Source organism: Aeromonas sp. MR16 (assembly GCF_022549315.1).
GTDB lineage: Bacteria > Pseudomonadota > Gammaproteobacteria > Enterobacterales > Aeromonadaceae > Aeromonas > Aeromonas aquatica.
Genome location: NZ_JAKZFK010000007.1, coordinates 1 through 16955, shown reverse-complemented (window position 1 = coordinate 16955; position 16955 = coordinate 1). Strand labels below are relative to the sequence as shown.

At 49.4% G+C, this 16955-nt stretch carries 11 protein-coding genes and 2 pseudogenes; 12 read left to right on the top strand and 1 reads right to left on the bottom strand.

Translation table 11 applies throughout. From position 1 onward, the window contains the following. Positions 1-20: 20 nt before the first annotated feature. The 6 genes and pseudogenes from MM194_RS07375 to MM194_RS07350 all read left to right on the top strand — a co-directional run. Positions 21-1220: a hypothetical protein gene (locus MM194_RS07375; protein WP_241343183.1), complete on the top strand. Its 1200-nt coding sequence runs from the start codon at positions 21-23 to the stop codon at positions 1218-1220. 2 nt (positions 1221-1222) lie between these two features. Beyond that, positions 1223-2371, top strand: coding sequence for a LamG domain-containing protein (locus MM194_RS07370; protein ID WP_241343182.1), 1149 nt, complete (start codon positions 1223-1225; stop codon positions 2369-2371). Between the two features lies 1 nt (position 2372). After that, the gene (locus MM194_RS07365; protein ID WP_241343181.1) at positions 2373-2777 is read left to right on the top strand and encodes a hypothetical protein; all 405 of its coding nucleotides are present in this window, start codon (positions 2373-2375) and stop codon (positions 2775-2777) included. Positions 2778-2803: 26 nt separating this feature from the next. Next, positions 2804-4753: a hypothetical protein gene (locus MM194_RS07360; RefSeq protein ID WP_241343180.1), complete on the top strand. Its 1950-nt coding sequence runs from the start codon at positions 2804-2806 to the stop codon at positions 4751-4753. Further along, positions 4750-4974 (top strand): hypothetical protein, encoded by a 225-nt coding sequence (locus tag MM194_RS07355; protein WP_241343179.1) that lies wholly within the window; start codon positions 4750-4752, stop codon positions 4972-4974. The genes MM194_RS07360 and MM194_RS07355 overlap by 4 nt, the downstream gene beginning before the upstream one ends. Positions 4975-5103: 129 nt before the next feature. Continuing rightward, positions 5104-5472 (top strand): annotated as a pseudogene (locus MM194_RS07350) (MBL fold metallo-hydrolase); the annotation flags it as partial. 207 nt (positions 5473-5679) lie between these two features. Here the strand turns inward: MM194_RS07350 and MM194_RS07345 are convergent. Further along, positions 5680-6023 (bottom strand): annotated as a pseudogene (locus tag MM194_RS07345) (transposase); the annotation flags it as partial. Between the two features lie 69 nt (positions 6024-6092). On the opposite strand from MM194_RS07345, the gene MM194_RS07340 reads away from it, so the two are divergent. From MM194_RS07340 to MM194_RS21925, 6 genes are all read left to right on the top strand, one after another. Then, positions 6093-7255, top strand: a protein-coding gene (locus MM194_RS07340) for an IS3 family transposase (protein WP_241343178.1) whose coding sequence is annotated in 2 segments (ribosomal slippage) — positions 6093-6348 and positions 6348-7255 — 1164 coding nt in all. Because the reading frame shifts where the segments join, the coding sequence is not laid out codon by codon here. A gap of 897 nt (positions 7256-8152) precedes the next feature. After that, positions 8153-10279: a type I secretion system permease/ATPase gene (locus tag MM194_RS07335; protein ID WP_241343177.1), complete on the top strand. Its 2127-nt coding sequence runs from the start codon at positions 8153-8155 to the stop codon at positions 10277-10279. After that, positions 10276-11652: an HlyD family type I secretion periplasmic adaptor subunit gene (locus tag MM194_RS07330; RefSeq protein WP_241343176.1), complete on the top strand. Its 1377-nt coding sequence runs from the start codon at positions 10276-10278 to the stop codon at positions 11650-11652. Before MM194_RS07335 ends, MM194_RS07330 begins: the two co-directional genes overlap by 4 nt. After that, entirely contained in the window at positions 11652-13697 is a 2046-nt protein-coding gene (locus MM194_RS07325) for a type I secretion system permease/ATPase (protein ID WP_241343175.1), read from the top strand. Before MM194_RS07330 ends, MM194_RS07325 begins: the two co-directional genes overlap by 1 nt. Positions 13698-13729: 32 nt before the next feature. Then, entirely contained in the window at positions 13730-14218 is a 489-nt protein-coding gene (locus MM194_RS07320) for a hypothetical protein (protein ID WP_241343174.1), read from the top strand. Between the two features lie 12 nt (positions 14219-14230). After that, positions 14231-16955 (top strand): calcium-binding protein (locus tag MM194_RS21925; RefSeq protein ID WP_277605069.1); only part of this gene is annotated, 2725 nt, incomplete at its 3' end.

The window sequence follows — 16955 nt, the reverse complement described above, 5'->3', positions numbered from 1 at the left end:
CCGCCCATGGAGAGAATGCTATGGCTTTTCCGGTGAAGTGGTTTGCGAGCAACATGCAGGGGGCGCCGAGCCTGGGGGATACCACTGCCGGCGCGCTGACGGCGCTGCTCAAGGCGGTGCTGGTGACCGGCTTTGGCAACCTGACCATCAACGCCCTGGTGTGGGATGCGACTGAGGGCGCCGCCAAGGCCACCTTCTCGGGTGGCCATGCCTATCTGCAAGACTCGGTGATCGAGGTGACCGGCGTCAGCCCAGGCGGCTACAACGGCGAGCACCGCATCAAGAAGGTGAGCAGTACCGAGGTCTGGTTCGAGTTGGACGCCGGCAACCCCGGCATGGCTGGCAGCGGCGCGGCCATGACCATGAAGGTGGCCCCGCTCGGCTGGACCCTGACCTTTGAGAGTGGGGACGGCATGGTGGCCATCTACCGGCCGACCAACGTCAGCGAGTCGGGCAACGTGAGCCTTCGCATCGACAACACGGCGTTTTCTGGCTGGACGGGGGCGACCTACAGGGCTTATTTAGCCAAGGCTCAGCTTGTGGAGGATGTCGTTGATATCAACACCTACACCCTGATCTATGACCACCGCTGGCCCTGCACGGGGCGCTACTCCGATAAGCGCTGGGATTTGATTGGCGACAGCCAGCTGATCTACTTCCTGCCCGCTTATGCTCAGCACAGTTGCCAGCCGGTGTTGATGTTCGGCTATATCAAGTCGGTTCGCCCCGGTGACCGCTATCATGCGGTGCTGAGCACCTACTCGACGACTACGGCGGATGATTCTAGTCGCCGCTGGGATCAGACCGGTCTTTCGCAGAATTACGCTTACGTCTATAACAGCCTGCTGGCCTTCGATGACAGCAATCATAGGGCGATGGCACGTCCCTATCATCAATTGTTCGGGGTGACAGGGTGGTGGTTAAAGGGGTTGTTCGGCCGCTTCGGCAATGGGATGAATATTCCCAACGGGCCGGATAATGCGTTCTATATGAGCACCGATCCCATCATGGTGATGGAGACCAACAACCATTTGCGCGGCTATCTGCCGGGTTTGGTGGTCCCCTATGCCAATGTCGCTGCCTTCACCCGTAAAAACTTTGCCAACATGCCGGCCTTGCCAGGCAAGATCGTGCGGTTTATTCAATCCACCTACAACGAAAACAGCGTGGCCGCCCCCGCTTCCCTGATGGGGTTCGATCTGACCGGGCCCTGGAGGTAATCATGGCAAGCGATCAAGCGCTACGAGACCTGATCCTGGCCAGCAACCCGGTGGGTTACTATCCGTTGGACACCGCCGCCGCTCTGGGGCGGGATATCTCCTCCTATGCCAATCATGGCAGCCAGAGCGGCACTTTCCAGCAGAGCATATCGACGCTGGCGGGCATGGACATTCTGATGACCAAGGGCATCAGCTCGCCGCTGGTGGCCATCCCGGATCGGACCGAGTACAAGGGCCGCACCTTCACCCTGGAGTGCATCATCAGCCATAGCGAGGATGCCAACCTGGTGATCGCCGAGCGGGGCGGCGACAACAAGAACTGGTCGTTGCAGAGCATAGGGTTGGCGTTTGGTGCCACACCCCCCTCATACCAGTTCATTCTTGGCGACCAAGCAATTGGCCCAGGCAATGGCCGAGCGGGTCCGAGCATGATAGGGCATATGATTTTCACCAGTGCCTTGGGCTTCACCAAGATCTATTTGAACGGTGTACCGCTCAAGGAGTGGACCGTCGCCACCGGCAACGGCACACAAGCCAACCAGGGCACTCTGCCCATCCATCTGTTTTCCCGTGGAGGCAGCTTTAACACTTCGGCATATATGGCTCATGTGGCGTTCTATGACCGCGAGCTGACGCTGGCCGAACGGCAGGCCAGGGCGGCCATGTTCGATAAGCCTTTTGAAATGAAGCCGCATCGACTTACCGCCACCCTCGCCAACCAGGAGCCCCGTAGCCAATTCCAGCCGCAGGACGTGGCCTGGCGCGGCAGCCCGCCATTGTTTGCCGGTCCGGTGCTGGCTCAGGAGTTGATCCAGTTCCCGATGATCAAGGGGCGGGACTATTTCTGGCTACGGGATGGGGTGCGCAATGTGGAGCAGGGCTACATCGAGAGCACGGTGACCATCGACGGCGAGGGGGTGGCCCGGCGGGTGCTCTGCTTCACCCAGTCCGGCGAGCTGGTAGCCGAGACCATGAGCCGGGCCAGCGATGGCAAGTACCGCTTCGATCTGCTGTGGCTGAACCGCCGTTACATGCTGGTCGCCCAGGATGATCCGGCGTTCGGCCCCGCCGATTACAACGCCGTGGCCGCCGACTTCCTGCTGCCCAAACCCTACGCCCCCGGTGAGGGGATCGGCCTGACAGGAGCATGACATGCTGACATTTTCGGACCCCTTGCGCACCAGTCGCGTCCAGCTGTTGGCCACGGCCATTGACGCCGGCAGCACCGGCCCGGCGACCCTCAAGATCTACGCCGGCATCCGGCCTGCCCCAGGTGCTGCCATCACCGGCTCGGCTCTGCTGGCGACCCTCCAGTTTGCCCACCCCTGCGCCCAGACCGTCACCGGGGGCATGCTGACGCTCAAGCCCCTGGCCGAGCAGTTGGTCACCGGCAACGGGATCCCGAGCTGGGGGCGCATCAGCGACCGGGACGGCAGCTTTGTGGCGGATCTCGACGTGGGGCCGCCCGGCAGCGGCGCCGACATAGAGATCCCCGCCGATGAGTTGTTTACCGGTGCCATGCTGCGCATCAACAGCGCCACCATCACCGAGCCCTAATCCACCCCTGACCCACCGAGGCAAGCATGGCCAGAACCGATCCCGCCCTGGAGCTGCGCAAGGCCCGCCAGAACACCGGCGTGATGGAGCTGAACCCCAGCGCCATCCAGCGTTATGCGGCGGTGCTGCGCGGCACCAGCCTGCCGCCGGTGCTCGCCTGCTCGCCGGGGTTGGTGCTGCCTGCGGCGCTGCACCCGGTGCTGGCCAACCCGCAGGCCGAGGTGGTGGCGGGGCTCATCCACCAGGGCAGCCTTGCCAGCACCCCGGCGGTGCCGGTTGCCGACCTGGTGGCGACCGTCATTATCGAATGCGCCTGGTCCAGTACAACCCAGCCGGTGAGCCATCACCTGCAAGCGGGTTATGACATCAACGTATTTCGGGGGCCGAGCCACACCAGCCAAGACGACTGGCAGCGCGCCGCCCTGCTCACCGAGGCCGTGGCCAGTGACTGGCAGACGCCCGCCGTGATGGCGGTGGCGAGGGGGAACGACTGGCAGGAGGGGGCAGCGCTGACCGATGGGGTCACCGAGCACAGCGGCATCATGCCCAAGCGCTACCAGGTGCATCAGGGTCGCTTTGACGAGGGGCAGCCCCTCGGTGCCCAGGCGGGCCACTCGTTCGACAGCCTGCCCCCTGGCCATGCCGTGGTGGGCGCCCTCTGGGTGGAGGCGGCCAAGGCCGACAGCTGGCACCTGTCTGGCTACCGCTACCCGCCCAGACTGGACCGGGCATGGCAGGCCGACACCTGGCAGCAAGGCGCCCCGCTGGGCCAAGCACTGGAAAGCGACTGGCAGCTCGGCGACCAATTGCACAAGGGCTGGCGGGATGGCTGGGATGAGGCAATCCAGCCACCGCCCGGCACCAGCCCCTACCCCGAGAAGCCGGTGGAGCCCGCCAAGCCGGAGCGGCGCAAGCTCCAGCTGGCCTTTAACCGCCTGCGCGGTGATGCCAGCCTTGAGTTCGTTTGGTACGGGCAAAACGCCCGCATCGTGATACCGACCCGGAGGGTTTACCTGGTGAGCAACACAGCAAGCATTGTACGGGTGCGCGATGGCCTCGACATTCCGGCCACCTCGTTAAGCATCGAGCTCGACACCGACTCCTGGGCCTGGCAGTTCAGTGCCCAGATCCCGCGCATCGCGGCGGCCGAAATGACGGACGAGGAGGAGGTGAGCATCCACATCAATGGCCAGCAGTGGGAGTGCGTCTGCGATGGCTGGCAGTCGAGCCAGAGCTTTGCCCGCGAATCCGCCACCCTGACCGGTCGTTCTCGCACCGCCTACCTGTCGCCGACCCATGTCTTGCCGCACGCGGTGAGCGAGAGTGCGGCGGCCACCATGGCCCAGCTGGCGGCGGCTCTACTGCCGTTTGGCTGGACACTGGACTGGCAGGCGCCGGATTGGCTGGTACCGGCCGGGTTTTTCAGCCTCGACAGCCAGACCCCAATCGAGGCGATCAAGTACCTGGCCGAGGCAGCCGGGGGCTTTGTGCTGCCGCACCAGCGCAGCCAGCACCTGGTCATCAAGCCGCGCTATCCGACCGTGCCCTGGCAGCTCGATAGCGCCCTGGCCGATGTGGCCATCCCCCGGGCCATCATCACGACGCTGGGCAGCGACTTCCAACCGGGGCAGGCGGCCAACGGCATCTGGGTCAGCGGTGGCCATCAGGGCATCAGTGCGCGGGTGCTGCGCCAGGGGTCGGCGGGCGAGCGGCAGGCACCGACCATCACCCACCCGCTGGTGTGCGATGTGCTGGCGGCCCGTGCCCAGGGCGTGGTGGCCCTGGCCAAGACCCTGCCGAGGCGCACCCAGACCATCGAGCTGCCACTGTCGGCAGATACGGGTCTCATCCTGCCGGGGGCACTGCTCGCGGTGGATGGCTGGAAGGGCTATAACCGGGGCGTCAGGGTCTCTGCTGCACTGCAGAACAGGGCCATGACGGTGCGCCAGCAACTGAGCGTGGAGCGTTTTGTATGAACCTGTTTAAGCGATTCATGGAGCTGGTGCCCGGCGCCGATCCATTGCTGGTCGGTACCGTCACGGCGACGACCGGCACTAGCACCACGTTGGAGGCGTTGGGCGGTGGCGTGGTTGTGGTGCGAGGGGGAGGGGTGGCCATCGGCCAGAAGGCATTTTACCGGGCCGGTGCTATCATAGGGACCGCCCCTGATTTACCAACCTATGAAATCGAGGTTTAACCCTCTGTTAAACGTCTATCAAACTCGGTGATTCTGAATCCGCCAAGTTTGATAAATGTGACCTGAGCTCTGTTTGTCGTTTTACCCGGAATGGTTTTTCATTTTTCGCGGCGGGCTACACCTGTGCCCTGGCAACTGCGAGTGCTGGACGTGGGGCAGGGACTCTCTGTGCTCATCACCCGTGGGGAGCGGGGCGTCTTGTATGATACCGGTGATCGCTATCCCGGCGGCTACAACATGGCCGATGCCGCCATCTTGCCCCAGCTCAACCGGCTCGGGGTGCGGGTGCTGGACGTGCTCATCATCAGCCACAAGGACAGGGATCATGCCGGCAATCGGCAAGCCATCTTGCAGGCGGTACCGGTGCGGCGCGAGCTCTCCTCGTTCAAATTCGCTCAAGGCACCGAGTTGTGTCGGCGCGGCCAACAGTGGCGCTGGCAGGGGCTCGAGTTCGCCGTGCTCTGGCCCGAGCGGCCCGGGGGCGGCCACAACAACGACATCGTATGGTGATAAAATAGTAACAAATCAGGCTATATGACCGATTTCTCAATACATAAATGCTAATGAAAACAAGCACATTTCACTTTAATTTAGTTACATGTTGCTGACTAGATGTTATTTAATAGGTTGTTTTCGCCCAATAACAGCTATTTTCTTACATTTTCGGGTTGTGCCTTAGCTCGGTTGCGCAGCTAGGCTGTGTTCTCAAAATGCTGGTTTTCTGTCCACCAATAGTTCCCGTAAGTAACGAAGGCAGAAAGTCAGCTTGATGAAGGCTGCAAAACTTCCCGCCAGCTTTTCATATCTCGTTGAGAATCGGCGAAACTTCTTCAGCCATCCGAAGCACCGCTCTACCACATTTCGCCTGCGATAACGTGTATATCTAACACCAGTGGGCGTCCCTTATGGTACCGCTGCTGGTCGCTGCGCTGCGGGATGACCGCTTTTATCCTTCTGCGTCGGAGTTCGGCTTGCAGAGCCCTGCTGCTATAGGCCTTATCGGCGGCAAGATGTGCTGGACGCGTGCGATAACGGCCTGATGAGGTCGGTTGTAGTGGTCTAATCATCCCGGACACCGTTTTAGGTGGTACAGTAGCCACCATGACTTGAGGTGTTCAATGACAAGATTACGTCGCTCATTCACTGCCGAGTTCAAGCTGGAAGCCGCATCCCTGGTGCTCGACCAAGGCTATTCAGTCCCCGAAGCCAGCCGTTCACTGGATGTCGGTGAAACCGTGCTTCGCCGATGGGTTCAGCAACTTCAATCAGAACGAAGTGGCGCCACGCCTGCTAACCGGGCACTGACCCCAGAGCAACAGAAAATCCAGGAACTGGAAGCCCGCATCAACCGGCTTGAACGCGAAAAGGTCATTCTAAAAAAGGCTACTGCTCTCTTGATGGCGGACGAGCTCGAACGTACGCGCTGATAGACCGATTAAGGGAGCAAGCCCCCACCACACTGGTCTGTTGCGCTTTCGGCATACCCACCGCCTGTTTTTACGACTATCTCGCTCGCAAGCGCACAATTAACCGTGAGCGGGTGCAGCAACGAAGCGAACTGCGACGCCTGTTCAAGGAGAGTCGGTGCTCCGCTGGTAGCCAGGCTTTGACGTCGATGATGCGGGCACTCGGGCATCTGGTTGGCCGATTCAAAGTGCGTCGCCTGATGAAGGAGACCAAGCTGGTCTCCAAACAACCGGGAACCCACCGCTATCAGGTCGCGCGGTCTGAACGACCGGATATTCCCAATCTCCTGGCGCGTGAATTTGATGTCCAGCAACCCAATCAGGTGTGGTGCGGCGACATCGCTTACGTATGGGCAGGTGGCCGCTGGCATTACCTGGCCGCGGTGCTCGACCTCCACACTCGACGGGTCGTGGGCTGGGCGATGCCTGACAGACCTGATGCTCACTTGGCCGTGAAAGCGCTCGACATGGCGTATCAGCAACGGGGTTGTCCGTCTGGCGTGCAGTTTCACTCCGACCAGGGCAGCCAATACGGCAGTCGGGCATTTCGGCAGCGGCTGTGGCGCTATCGTATGACCCAGAGCATGAGCCGACGTGGCAACTGTTGGGACAATGCGCCGATGGAGCGGTTGTTCAGGAGTTTGAAGACGGAATGGCTTCCGGCGACGGGTTACATGAGTCTGCGGGAAGCGAAACGGGAAATCAGCCACTACCTGATGGATTACTACAACTGGCGGCGACCACATCAACACAATGATGGGATACCGCCAGCAGAGGCCGAGAATCGGCTTAACTGTGTGTCCGGATTTAGTTGACCACTACAGTCAGCAATCGTGTATTTATCGGATAGAGTAGACAATGGCCAGGAGGGGGGAATTACTGGAGTAATTCGCCTATGGAGCGACTGCCTCACAGCCTGAAAAAGCGTGTGTGTGTTGGCGTCGGGGTATCGGTAAATGTTGTATGCTCAGCAATCAATAAGCGAGTAACTGATGAGATATTACAGCGACATCAGAGGCTTCATAAGTACAGCGGGGACTAACTTCCCATGAATCTATGCATCTCTACTGGTGTGTTCATAAAACCATAGCCAGTTTGTTTGACTACTTCATACTACAACCCTAGTTGTGAGGTTGTGAGCCTCAAAAACGTTCTGCCATTCCCCACAGTAATTAAGTTACCTTGATTAAATTGCATTAGCTCCAGCTACTTTAGTCTTTGCCGCCCACCCGAAAATCAGGTGAGCGAATTGGTCGAGTACTAAGTCTTTCTTTTTTGAGAAAAATTATAAGTAATTTCAATGACTTAGGGTGTGGGTAGTCTGCAATTTTAAACATATATGCCAGCGTGTTTAGGGCCGCTTGCTGTTATAAAGCCATCCCAAAGTATGAAGTTTATGGCTGAGGAACTTGCCGGATTGACATTACAGTATCTCTATCATAGATTACCATCATCGATGGATTCGCATGACGCTAGTTATTGATGTATTAATAATTGTAGTCACATTGTAATTTGATTAAATTAGCACCATAAATATTGGCTTATGGCTGTGATTGAAATTTTATGTCGGCCTGATTTTGTAATCATACTTACCTAGCAGGCTATTTGTTAATAAAGGTTTTAACGTATATGTGAAAGAGATAGAGAGCCATGAGTTTATATTGTTTATTTCGGTTTCTATAAAAATGTAAAAAGCTATAGAGCTATATTTTATGTGTGAAAATGATGATTTATCTATAATAAAAAGTGCTTCAAGATGTTCAGGAATAATTTTGGAATTATCAGGTGTGCACTATAATGTGCAGCAAGAGTGTTTTTTTGATACAATTGACTCAATGCTTATCAGTCTTTCAAAAGAAATTGATGGCCATTTAAGCTTAATAAAATTAAATGAAAAAAAAATATCTTCTTTTGACCTTCCACTTGCATATAGACAACGCAATGGTGGATTTGTTGTGCTTGCTAAAATTAGTGATGACCAAGTACTTATACAGAGGCCAGATGAGAGAGCGCCCAACATTATCTCAAGAGAAAAACTGAAAAGTGAGTGGTCTGGAGAGGTAATTATATATAAGAAAAATAAAAACAAATTTAGTATCTCATGGTTTATCCCAGAATTTGCTCGTTATCGAAAACTTCTGGGGGAAATACTTATCTTCTCACTATTTATACAATTACTTTCACTTGCACTTCCATTATTCTTTCAAGTTATTATGGATAAAGTGCTTGTTCATAATGCTACTTCTACTCTCGATGTGTTAGTTATTGTATTAGTTATTGTGGGGTTTTTAGAGGTTGTACTAAAGGGGTTACGTGAATATCTCCTGGTTCATACAACAACTCGTATTGATATAAGGCTTGGGACAAGGTTATATAAGCATTTACTGAGTGTGCCAATTTTATATTTCAAGGCCCATCACGTTGGAACGATTGTTACACGAGTGCGTGAGTTAGATAGTATTCGTAACCTACTATCTGGTGCATTTTTGACTTTACTTATCGATGTTTTATTTATCTTTATATCCCTAGGAGTCATGTATCACCTGTCTACGCCCTTGATGTTACTAGTGATTACAACCTTCCCTCTTTATGGCCTGATCGCTTGGGCAAGTTCTGAACCATTAAAATGTAGAATTGAGCATCAATTTAGTTGTGGGGCCAAAAATACAGCGTTTTTAACAGAGTCAATCAATGGTGTAGAGGCATTGAAGAGTCTAGCGCTTGAGCCTTGCTTTAAAAATAAATGGGAAAGGCAATCCCAAGAGTTAGTCAATGCTAACTTTAGCCGTCAAAACTTTCAGACAATGGTAAATCAATCTATCACATTATTACAAAAAGCCACTTCTGCGGTAGTATTGTGGATAGGGGCACAAATGGTAATGTCTTTAGAGCTTACAATAGGTCAACTTATTGCATTTCACATGATGGTAAATCATGTAAGTCAACCTATTGCTAAATTGGTAGAAATATGGCAGCAATTTATACAAACTCGTGTTGCAATTGAAAACCTCGGAGAAATACTGAACCTACCCACGGAACGAGACTTAACTAGCCACAGTTCTGAGATTCCTTTTCTGGGGCACATCCAGCTTAAAAACGTATGGTTTCGCTATCAAACACAGCTCGCACCAGTCTTAAAGAATTTTTCTATTTCTATTCTCCCTGGTGAATCAATAGGATTTGTTGGGCCATCAGGGTCAGGGAAAAGTACTGTTACTCGAGTCATTCAAAAACTGTACCTAGCTGAAAAGGGGCAAGTGATCATCGATGGCATTTCTATAAATGAGTGGTCAGCAACCGCTCTTAGAAAAAATATTGGTGTTGTTCTACAAGAAAACTATCTATTCCACCGTACCATACGCGAAAATATAGCGATCCGTGTTCCAAGTGTTTCACTTGAAGAAGTTGTCGATGCAGCAAAAATGGCAGGTGCTCATGAATTCATAGTTAAAATGCCAAAAGGTTATGACACGGTATTATCGGAAGGCGGTAGTTCACTTTCTGGCGGTCAGAGACAGCGTATAGCTATTGCTAGAGCCTTAATGACAAAACCACGCATACTTATATTTGATGAGGCGACCAGTGCGCTTGATGAAGAGTCACAGAGTATTGTTAACGAGAATATGAAACAAATAGCAAAAGGAAGAACGGTGATTACCGTTGCCCATAGGCTTTCAGCTGTTCAAGGCTGTAATCGTATCGTTGTTATTGAACAAGGCGAAGTAACAGAGATTGGCTCTCACGATGAACTACTAAAGCGTAAAGGATGCTATGAAAGACTCTGGAAAATTCAGCAATCTATGCAATCTGAGAATGATATAAGAGAGGTTGCTATATGATCCGAGGTATCTTAACTGCTCTAAATAAAAGAAATAAAAATGGTTCAGTTCAACTAGTGCGCAATACATATGACTATGAGTTCTTACCTGCATATCTTGAAATTATTGAAAAACCACCTTCTCCATGGACTCGCAGAACAGCTATTGCTATTACAACTTTCTTATTAATAGTTCTGATTTGGTCTGTATTAGGGAGGCTTGATATTCATGCCAGTGCTCAAGGAAAAGTCATAATCTCAAATTATAGTAAGATTATTCAAGCGTTAGATAAAGGGGAGATCATTTCGATAAATGTTCATGATGGAAAGTTTGTCCGTAAAGGGGAAGTTTTAATTCAGCTCAACCCTGTTGGTGCTGATGCAGAGTCAAGACGACTATCCGAACAATATACTCGCTATCAATTGGATCGTGCAAGGCTGCTTGCTTTGTTATCAAAAGATCCAATGAATAATTTTTTACCACCACATGATGCTAATAAAGAGCAAGTGGAAATAAATAGGCGCCATCTAGAAAGTGAATATAATGATACCCATCAGCTGCTAAAAAAACTCAAAGCAGAAGAGGATGTGACGCATGCAGAGCTCCAAGCAAACTTACATGAAACACTTGCACTATCTAGGTTAAAAAACAACATAGAAATAAGGTTGAACGCTCGAAAAGCGTTGATGGCATCAAACGCAATAGCCAAGGTTGAATTGCTTGAGCAAGAGAAAGAGTCTCTTGAAGTCGAGCGAAATATTAGTAACATACATGCACAAAGAACTATTTTAGAAGCTAAGGCTAAAAGTATTTTTGAACAAAAAAATACCCTATTATCTCAAAAGCAGCTTGAGTATTATGATGAGCTAAATCAGCTTGATGGACATTTAGCTGAAATTACTCAAGAGCTCATTAAAGCTAAAGAATTGCAACGAATACAAGCTCTGCGATCTCCTGTTGATGGTACTGTACAACAGCTAAGTACTCACACTATCGGTGGTGTAGTCACTCCAGCCGAGTCTTTAATGGTCATTGTTCCAAAAAATACACCACTGGAAGCTGAGGTAAATGTTCTCAATAAAGATATTGGCTTTGTCAGAGTTGGACAATCAGTAGAAATTAAAATTGATAGTTTTCCTTTTACTAAATACGGGACGATCTCTGGAATATTACTACATGTATCAAAAGATGCTGTTGAGGATGAAAAATTGGGTTATGTTTTCCCTGCTAGAATTCGCTTGGATAGTCCGCAAATTCAAATAGATGATAAACTGGTAACGCTAGGAGCAGGGATGAGCCTAAACGCAGAAATAAAAACTGGTTCTCGTCGAGTCATTGACTATTTACTTAGCCCACTACAACAATATCAGTCAGAAGCTATGAGGGAAAGGTGATGGTTTCTAAAACGTTGTCTATTCCTAGTGGATTACTATGCTTGGAATATATCGCAAAGAAATTTGATAAATCCGTTGAGGTTGGTTATTTACAGTACAGGTTAGGTGAGCCTGTGACTGAATTGAATGGTATTCACCTGTGTCGATGTGCCAACTGGATAGGATTAAAAGCAAAGGGGGTTTTCTCGACTGTTGAACAACTAGGAACAACGCCATTACCTGCAATTGTTGAGATGCCTGGCGGATACTACGTGTTGAATTCTATATCATCTAAGGGGCTAGTACTTTACTGTCCTAGAATGGGAAATACCAAGATATATACAACAAGCCAATTCTCTCAGCTATGGGGAGGGACGATCTATCTGCTCGCTGACGGTGGACTGAGATCATCAGATGTTTCGTTCGGCTTTAATTGGTTTTTACCATCAATAGTTAAACATTATAGCCAAGCAAAAAAAATTATATATTTATCATTTTTCATTCAGTTAATCGCTCTAGCCACTCCTATTATTTTTGAAAACGTGGTGGACCGAGTACTGGTAAGTCGTAGTGTATCTAGTTTGCATGTTCTTGGGATTGCATTATTTACAATGGCGTTCTTTGAGCCTCTATTTGGCTATATGCGTAGTTGGTTATATTCCAATCTGGCGAGTAAGTTTAATGCAGAGCTAAGTGCTAAATTATATTCTCACCTAGTGTCATTGCCATTAAGTTATTTTGATAGTAGGCAGACTGGTCAAATTACGGCTAGGGTTAGGGAAATAGAACAAATTAGGCAGTTCTTGTCTGGTTCTGCGCTAACAATGATATTGGATTTGGTGTTTATTGGCATATTCATAGCGGTTCTTTTTGCTTATGCACCTTTATTGACTTGGGTGGTGATAGGCTCATTAGTATTATATTTTATCTTTTGGGTGGTGATTGGACCTAGTCTGCGCTCAAAGGTTAATAACGAGTATGAGGAAACTGCCAATAATACAGCATTTTTAACAGAATCCATCACAGGAATAGAAACTGTTAAGACTAATACATTAGAAGTTGGATTTGAAAAACAATGGGAAAATCGTCTTGCTAGTCAATTAAAGGCTGCTTTTAAAGCAAGAATTATCTCTATATGGGCACAGCAAGGAATTACTGTCATCCAAAAGTTAACCTCAGCATTGACGCTGTGGTGGGGTGTACAGCTGGTTATGGTTGGTGACTTATCCTCAGGAGAGTTAGTCGCGTTCAATATGTTAGCAGGTCAAGTGACTCAGCCCATCTTGCGACTTGCGCAGGTTTGGCAAGATTATCAGCATACATTGATATCTCTACGCCGAGTGGGTGATATATTGGATGAGCCTCAGGAGGCGGGTTCTCAAGGGATGGCGTCGATCCCAGAGATACAAGGTGAGGTGGCATTTAACCGAGTTCGTTTTAGATATGATGTTGACTCTCCCGAGGTGCTTAAAAATCTAAGTCTGACGATCAAGGCCGGTGAGTTTGTTGGTATCACAGGCCGTTCCGGCTCAGGAAAAAGTACATTGACCAAGCTTTTACAGCGGTTATATACCCCAACCTCTGGCCAGATACTAATTGATGGGTTGGACTTGGCAATTGCAGATCCGGTTGAGCTCAGAAGAAATATGAGCGTTGTTCTTCAAGATAGTCGTTTATTTTCAGGCACAATAGCGGAAAATATCCGCCAATGTGTACCTTCTGCAACTGATGAAGAAGTTGTTAATGCATCAAAACTAGCTGGTGCGCATGATTTTGTCACAACCCTACCAGCTGGTTACGCTACTCCGGTGGGAGAAAATGGTAGCAGGCTTTCAGGTGGGCAAAAGCAAAGAATAGCTTTGGCAAGAGCATTAATCACTAATCCAAGAATTCTGATATTAGATGAAGCTACCAGTGCTTTAGATTATGAGTCTGAGGCTAAAATAATAGAGCGGTTGCCAGAGATAGTTAAAGGTAGAACCGTAATTAGCATTGCTCACAGATTAAACTCACTCACTGGGTGCGATAGAGTTATTAACCTTAATGACGGACATTTATCAGTATGATTCCATATTATATTAATATTCAGGGAATTGAGATGTATCTTACTCTAGGTATTGTCACATTGATTTTTATAATTTCCGTTAAAAAATCAAGGGTTAAATATAGGGCGAGGGCTCATAAACTACCTAAGATTTATCACGGTGCGCTATTGTTAATTGTTAATGCTCTTTTTGAATTTATTTATAGGCAGTTTTTTGTATCTCAGCATGATATTGATGAATCGGTTTTTGTAACCTATTGGCTGCCTCAAATAATATATTATTTATGCCTCATAACCGTACTTCTGGTACTTTCATTTCTATATGGTCTCTTCATATGGCCTGATGGTAAAAATGAAGTAAATAAAAACCATTCTTTCAATATACCTATCCTTTTTTTACTGTCTCTCTTTATTTTCTATCCCTCACTTGGGCGACAGGAGTTAGTAGAAATTTCACCATTTATGCTTGCCATGATTCTTGTTGCTGATGGATTTACCTCTCTATATCTAGTGCGGATGCTTGTCATTAAATTTAACAAATAAAAGGAGGCTGTTATGGAAAATGAAAAAAATATAGAAATTACTCAGGATGGTATGGAGCAATTCCTAGATTTCATGCATGAAAATGGCATTGAAAAAGTTCAGTCATTATATGACCAACAAGGTTTAGAATGGGGAGATTACCTGGGTGCTCCTGGCGCAAGCTTCGCAAAATTTTATGGCGAAGCAATAGCTCAGCTTGGTAATTCCAAAAAAATCTGGGACTCAACTTACGAGTTGTCAAAAACAAGAGATATCGCCAAGTACAGTCCTGTAGCAAGCGCAGTGTCTTCTAGCCTTTTTGGCTCAGTAGTTGCTGCTGCAAATTTGGCTCATGATTTATATGTTAGTGAAGATATCAAAACAGTGGACCAATTCTCCAAAGCATTGACAGACTCTTTTGTTGGTGTCGTTGGAGGCGCATTAATTGGTGAGGCAATTTTGGGGCTTGTTGGTGCACTCGGCCTGGCCTCTGTTGGTGCGGCTGCTATTCTGGGCGGAGCCGCCATATTAGCTGCATCAGCTATATTCTATGAAGTATACGATCTATTAAAAGAAAATGGTCTTATGGACCCATTTTATGACCTCACCGAAGATGCTCTAAATGCGTTATATAATTGGAAACCTACACCGCCTGTTCGTCGAGATCCATTGGTATTGGATCTAAACGGGGATGGGGTTCATCTTATTGATAAAGTCTATTTTGACCACGATGGAAATGGCATAGCAAATAATGGGCAATGGGTTTCGCCAGAAGACGGACTATTAGTCTTAGATCGGGATAAGAATGGGAAAATTGATAGCGGGATCGAACTCTTTGGTGATCACACACCTTCTGAGGAAGGCAGTACGTCATTAAACGGGTATATGGCTTTATCTCGTTATGACAAAAATAATGATGGTGTAATTAATGAGAAGGATGATGTTTTTAATGAGCTTAAGGTGTGGGTAGATAAAAATAGTGATGGAATAAGCCAGAGTAGTGAGCTTCATGGGTTAAATGAGCTAAATATAAGTTCTATTTCACTATCCCATACCAATCTACAGGGGAGCTATATTGACGGTAATGGTGAACAACATATTACAGAAAGCGTAATTTTAACCAGCAATAATTTTGACCGCGTATTTTTAGATCCTATTTCAGTTTCGGACTCAGTGGCGGCGATGCCAAATGTACGAGGAACAGGCACGGTTAGAGACTTACATGAGGCAATGGAAATCGATGCCAACCTGAAAATTCTGATTGAGAAATTTCAAGCGAGTGCTGATAGAAATACGCAGCTTCAACTAATTGAAAGTATCTTCTTTTCCTGGGCAAAGACCAGCGAATATTATAATGTTTCAGGCCCGATGCCCGAGAAACTGTTTGCACTTGAGGCTTATTATGGTCAAAGAATGCCCTGGAGTATCTCTGTAGGTACTAGTGGTGCAAGCCTCCAAATTCCGACCGGATTGATAGACAGGGGGTACGACCTAATCACCAAGATGATATATTTTGAACTGGTTGGTCAGACTAGGTTGAAGACGTATTTTGATGAAATACGCCTTTGTTTTGACGGTGGCCAATTTGGCCTTGATTTAACCGGGGTGGTCGAACATTTTAGGCAAATACCAATCACCCCGGAGCTTTTAGCTGACGCCCTCGACTTCTCATCTGCCATCCAGAATGCCACAAATGCACAAATATCTGGACTATATGCATTCATAGCGGACTCAATCTACTTGCTGCCTAGTGATGTTCTGAACACGTTACAATCGGCATTAATATTTAATAATGTCAAAGTTACCACAGTTGGGGAAACCAAAAAAATATCATTCAACGATGGTCAGTTGGTTTTTACACAAGGGTCATCAAGTATTGAAATATTTGGGACTACTAATAATGATAAATTGTCAGGTACCCATTCAAATGACGTGGTCTTTGCTGAGGGCGGCAATGACACCGTATATGGCGAAGAGGGCAATGACACCCTGCATGGTGGGGATGGCAATGATCAGCTGTTCGGTGGTGTTGGCAATGACGTTCTTACTGTCAACGGCAATGGCTCCAACACGCTGGATGGTGGTGAGGGGGATGACAAGCTGACGGTTAATCGCAGCGGGGACTACTACTACCAGCAGAACATCGCCCAGCACATGCGCAACACTCTGCGCGGCGGGGCTGGCAATGACCGCCTTGAGGGCAGTGCCAGCGCGGAAACCTACCTGTTTAACCGGGGTGATGGCCAGGACGTGATCAATGACTTCGACCACAATGCCTGGTCGAGTAACACGGGTTGGGGAAAGACCGATCGCATCGTACTGGGTGAAGGGATCACCGTGAGTGAGCTCAGTATTCTCCGGAATGGCAACCACATGGTGTTGTTGATAGGAGGGGATGCATCAGGAGATTCGATCACGATAGAGAATGCCTATACCGACGCACGATTCCGGATTGAGCAAGTGGTTCTGGCCGATGGAACGGTGATCGCTCCGGAGGCATTGCCGCTGTGGTCATCGGACGGCAATGATGTGCTGCAAGGCGGTGATTTTTCCGAGCAATTCAATCTGGGTGGGGGAGATGACACGCTGCATGCCCTGGGTGGTGATGATGTGATCCACGCAGGGACAGGTAATGACGTGGTCTTTGCTGAGGGCGGCAATGACACCGTATATGGCGAAGAGGGCAATGACACCCTGCATGGTGGGGATGGCAATGATCAGCTGTTCGGTGGTGTTGGCAATGACGTTCTTACTGTCA

What these genes read in the sequence shown, in the direction of transcription:
- MM194_RS07335 (WP_241343177.1), top strand. Translation starts at nt 8,153, where the DNA reads ATGTGTGAAAATGATGATTTATCTATAATAAAAAGTGCTTCAAGATGT.
- MM194_RS07355 (WP_241343179.1), top strand. Translation starts at nt 4,750, where the DNA reads ATGAACCTGTTTAAGCGATTCATGGAGCTGGTGCCCGGCGCCGATCCA.
- MM194_RS07325 (WP_241343175.1), top strand. Translation starts at nt 11,652, where the DNA reads ATGGTTTCTAAAACGTTGTCTATTCCTAGTGGATTACTATGCTTGGAA.
- MM194_RS07330 (WP_241343176.1), top strand. Translation starts at nt 10,276, where the DNA reads ATGATCCGAGGTATCTTAACTGCTCTAAATAAAAGAAATAAAAATGGT.
- MM194_RS07365 (WP_241343181.1), top strand. Translation starts at nt 2,373, where the DNA reads ATGCTGACATTTTCGGACCCCTTGCGCACCAGTCGCGTCCAGCTGTTG.
- MM194_RS07360 (WP_241343180.1), top strand. Translation starts at nt 2,804, where the DNA reads ATGGCCAGAACCGATCCCGCCCTGGAGCTGCGCAAGGCCCGCCAGAAC.
- MM194_RS07320 (WP_241343174.1), top strand. Translation starts at nt 13,730, where the DNA reads ATGTATCTTACTCTAGGTATTGTCACATTGATTTTTATAATTTCCGTT.
- MM194_RS07375 (WP_241343183.1), top strand. Translation starts at nt 21, where the DNA reads ATGGCTTTTCCGGTGAAGTGGTTTGCGAGCAACATGCAGGGGGCGCCG.
- MM194_RS07370 (WP_241343182.1), top strand. Translation starts at nt 1,223, where the DNA reads ATGGCAAGCGATCAAGCGCTACGAGACCTGATCCTGGCCAGCAACCCG.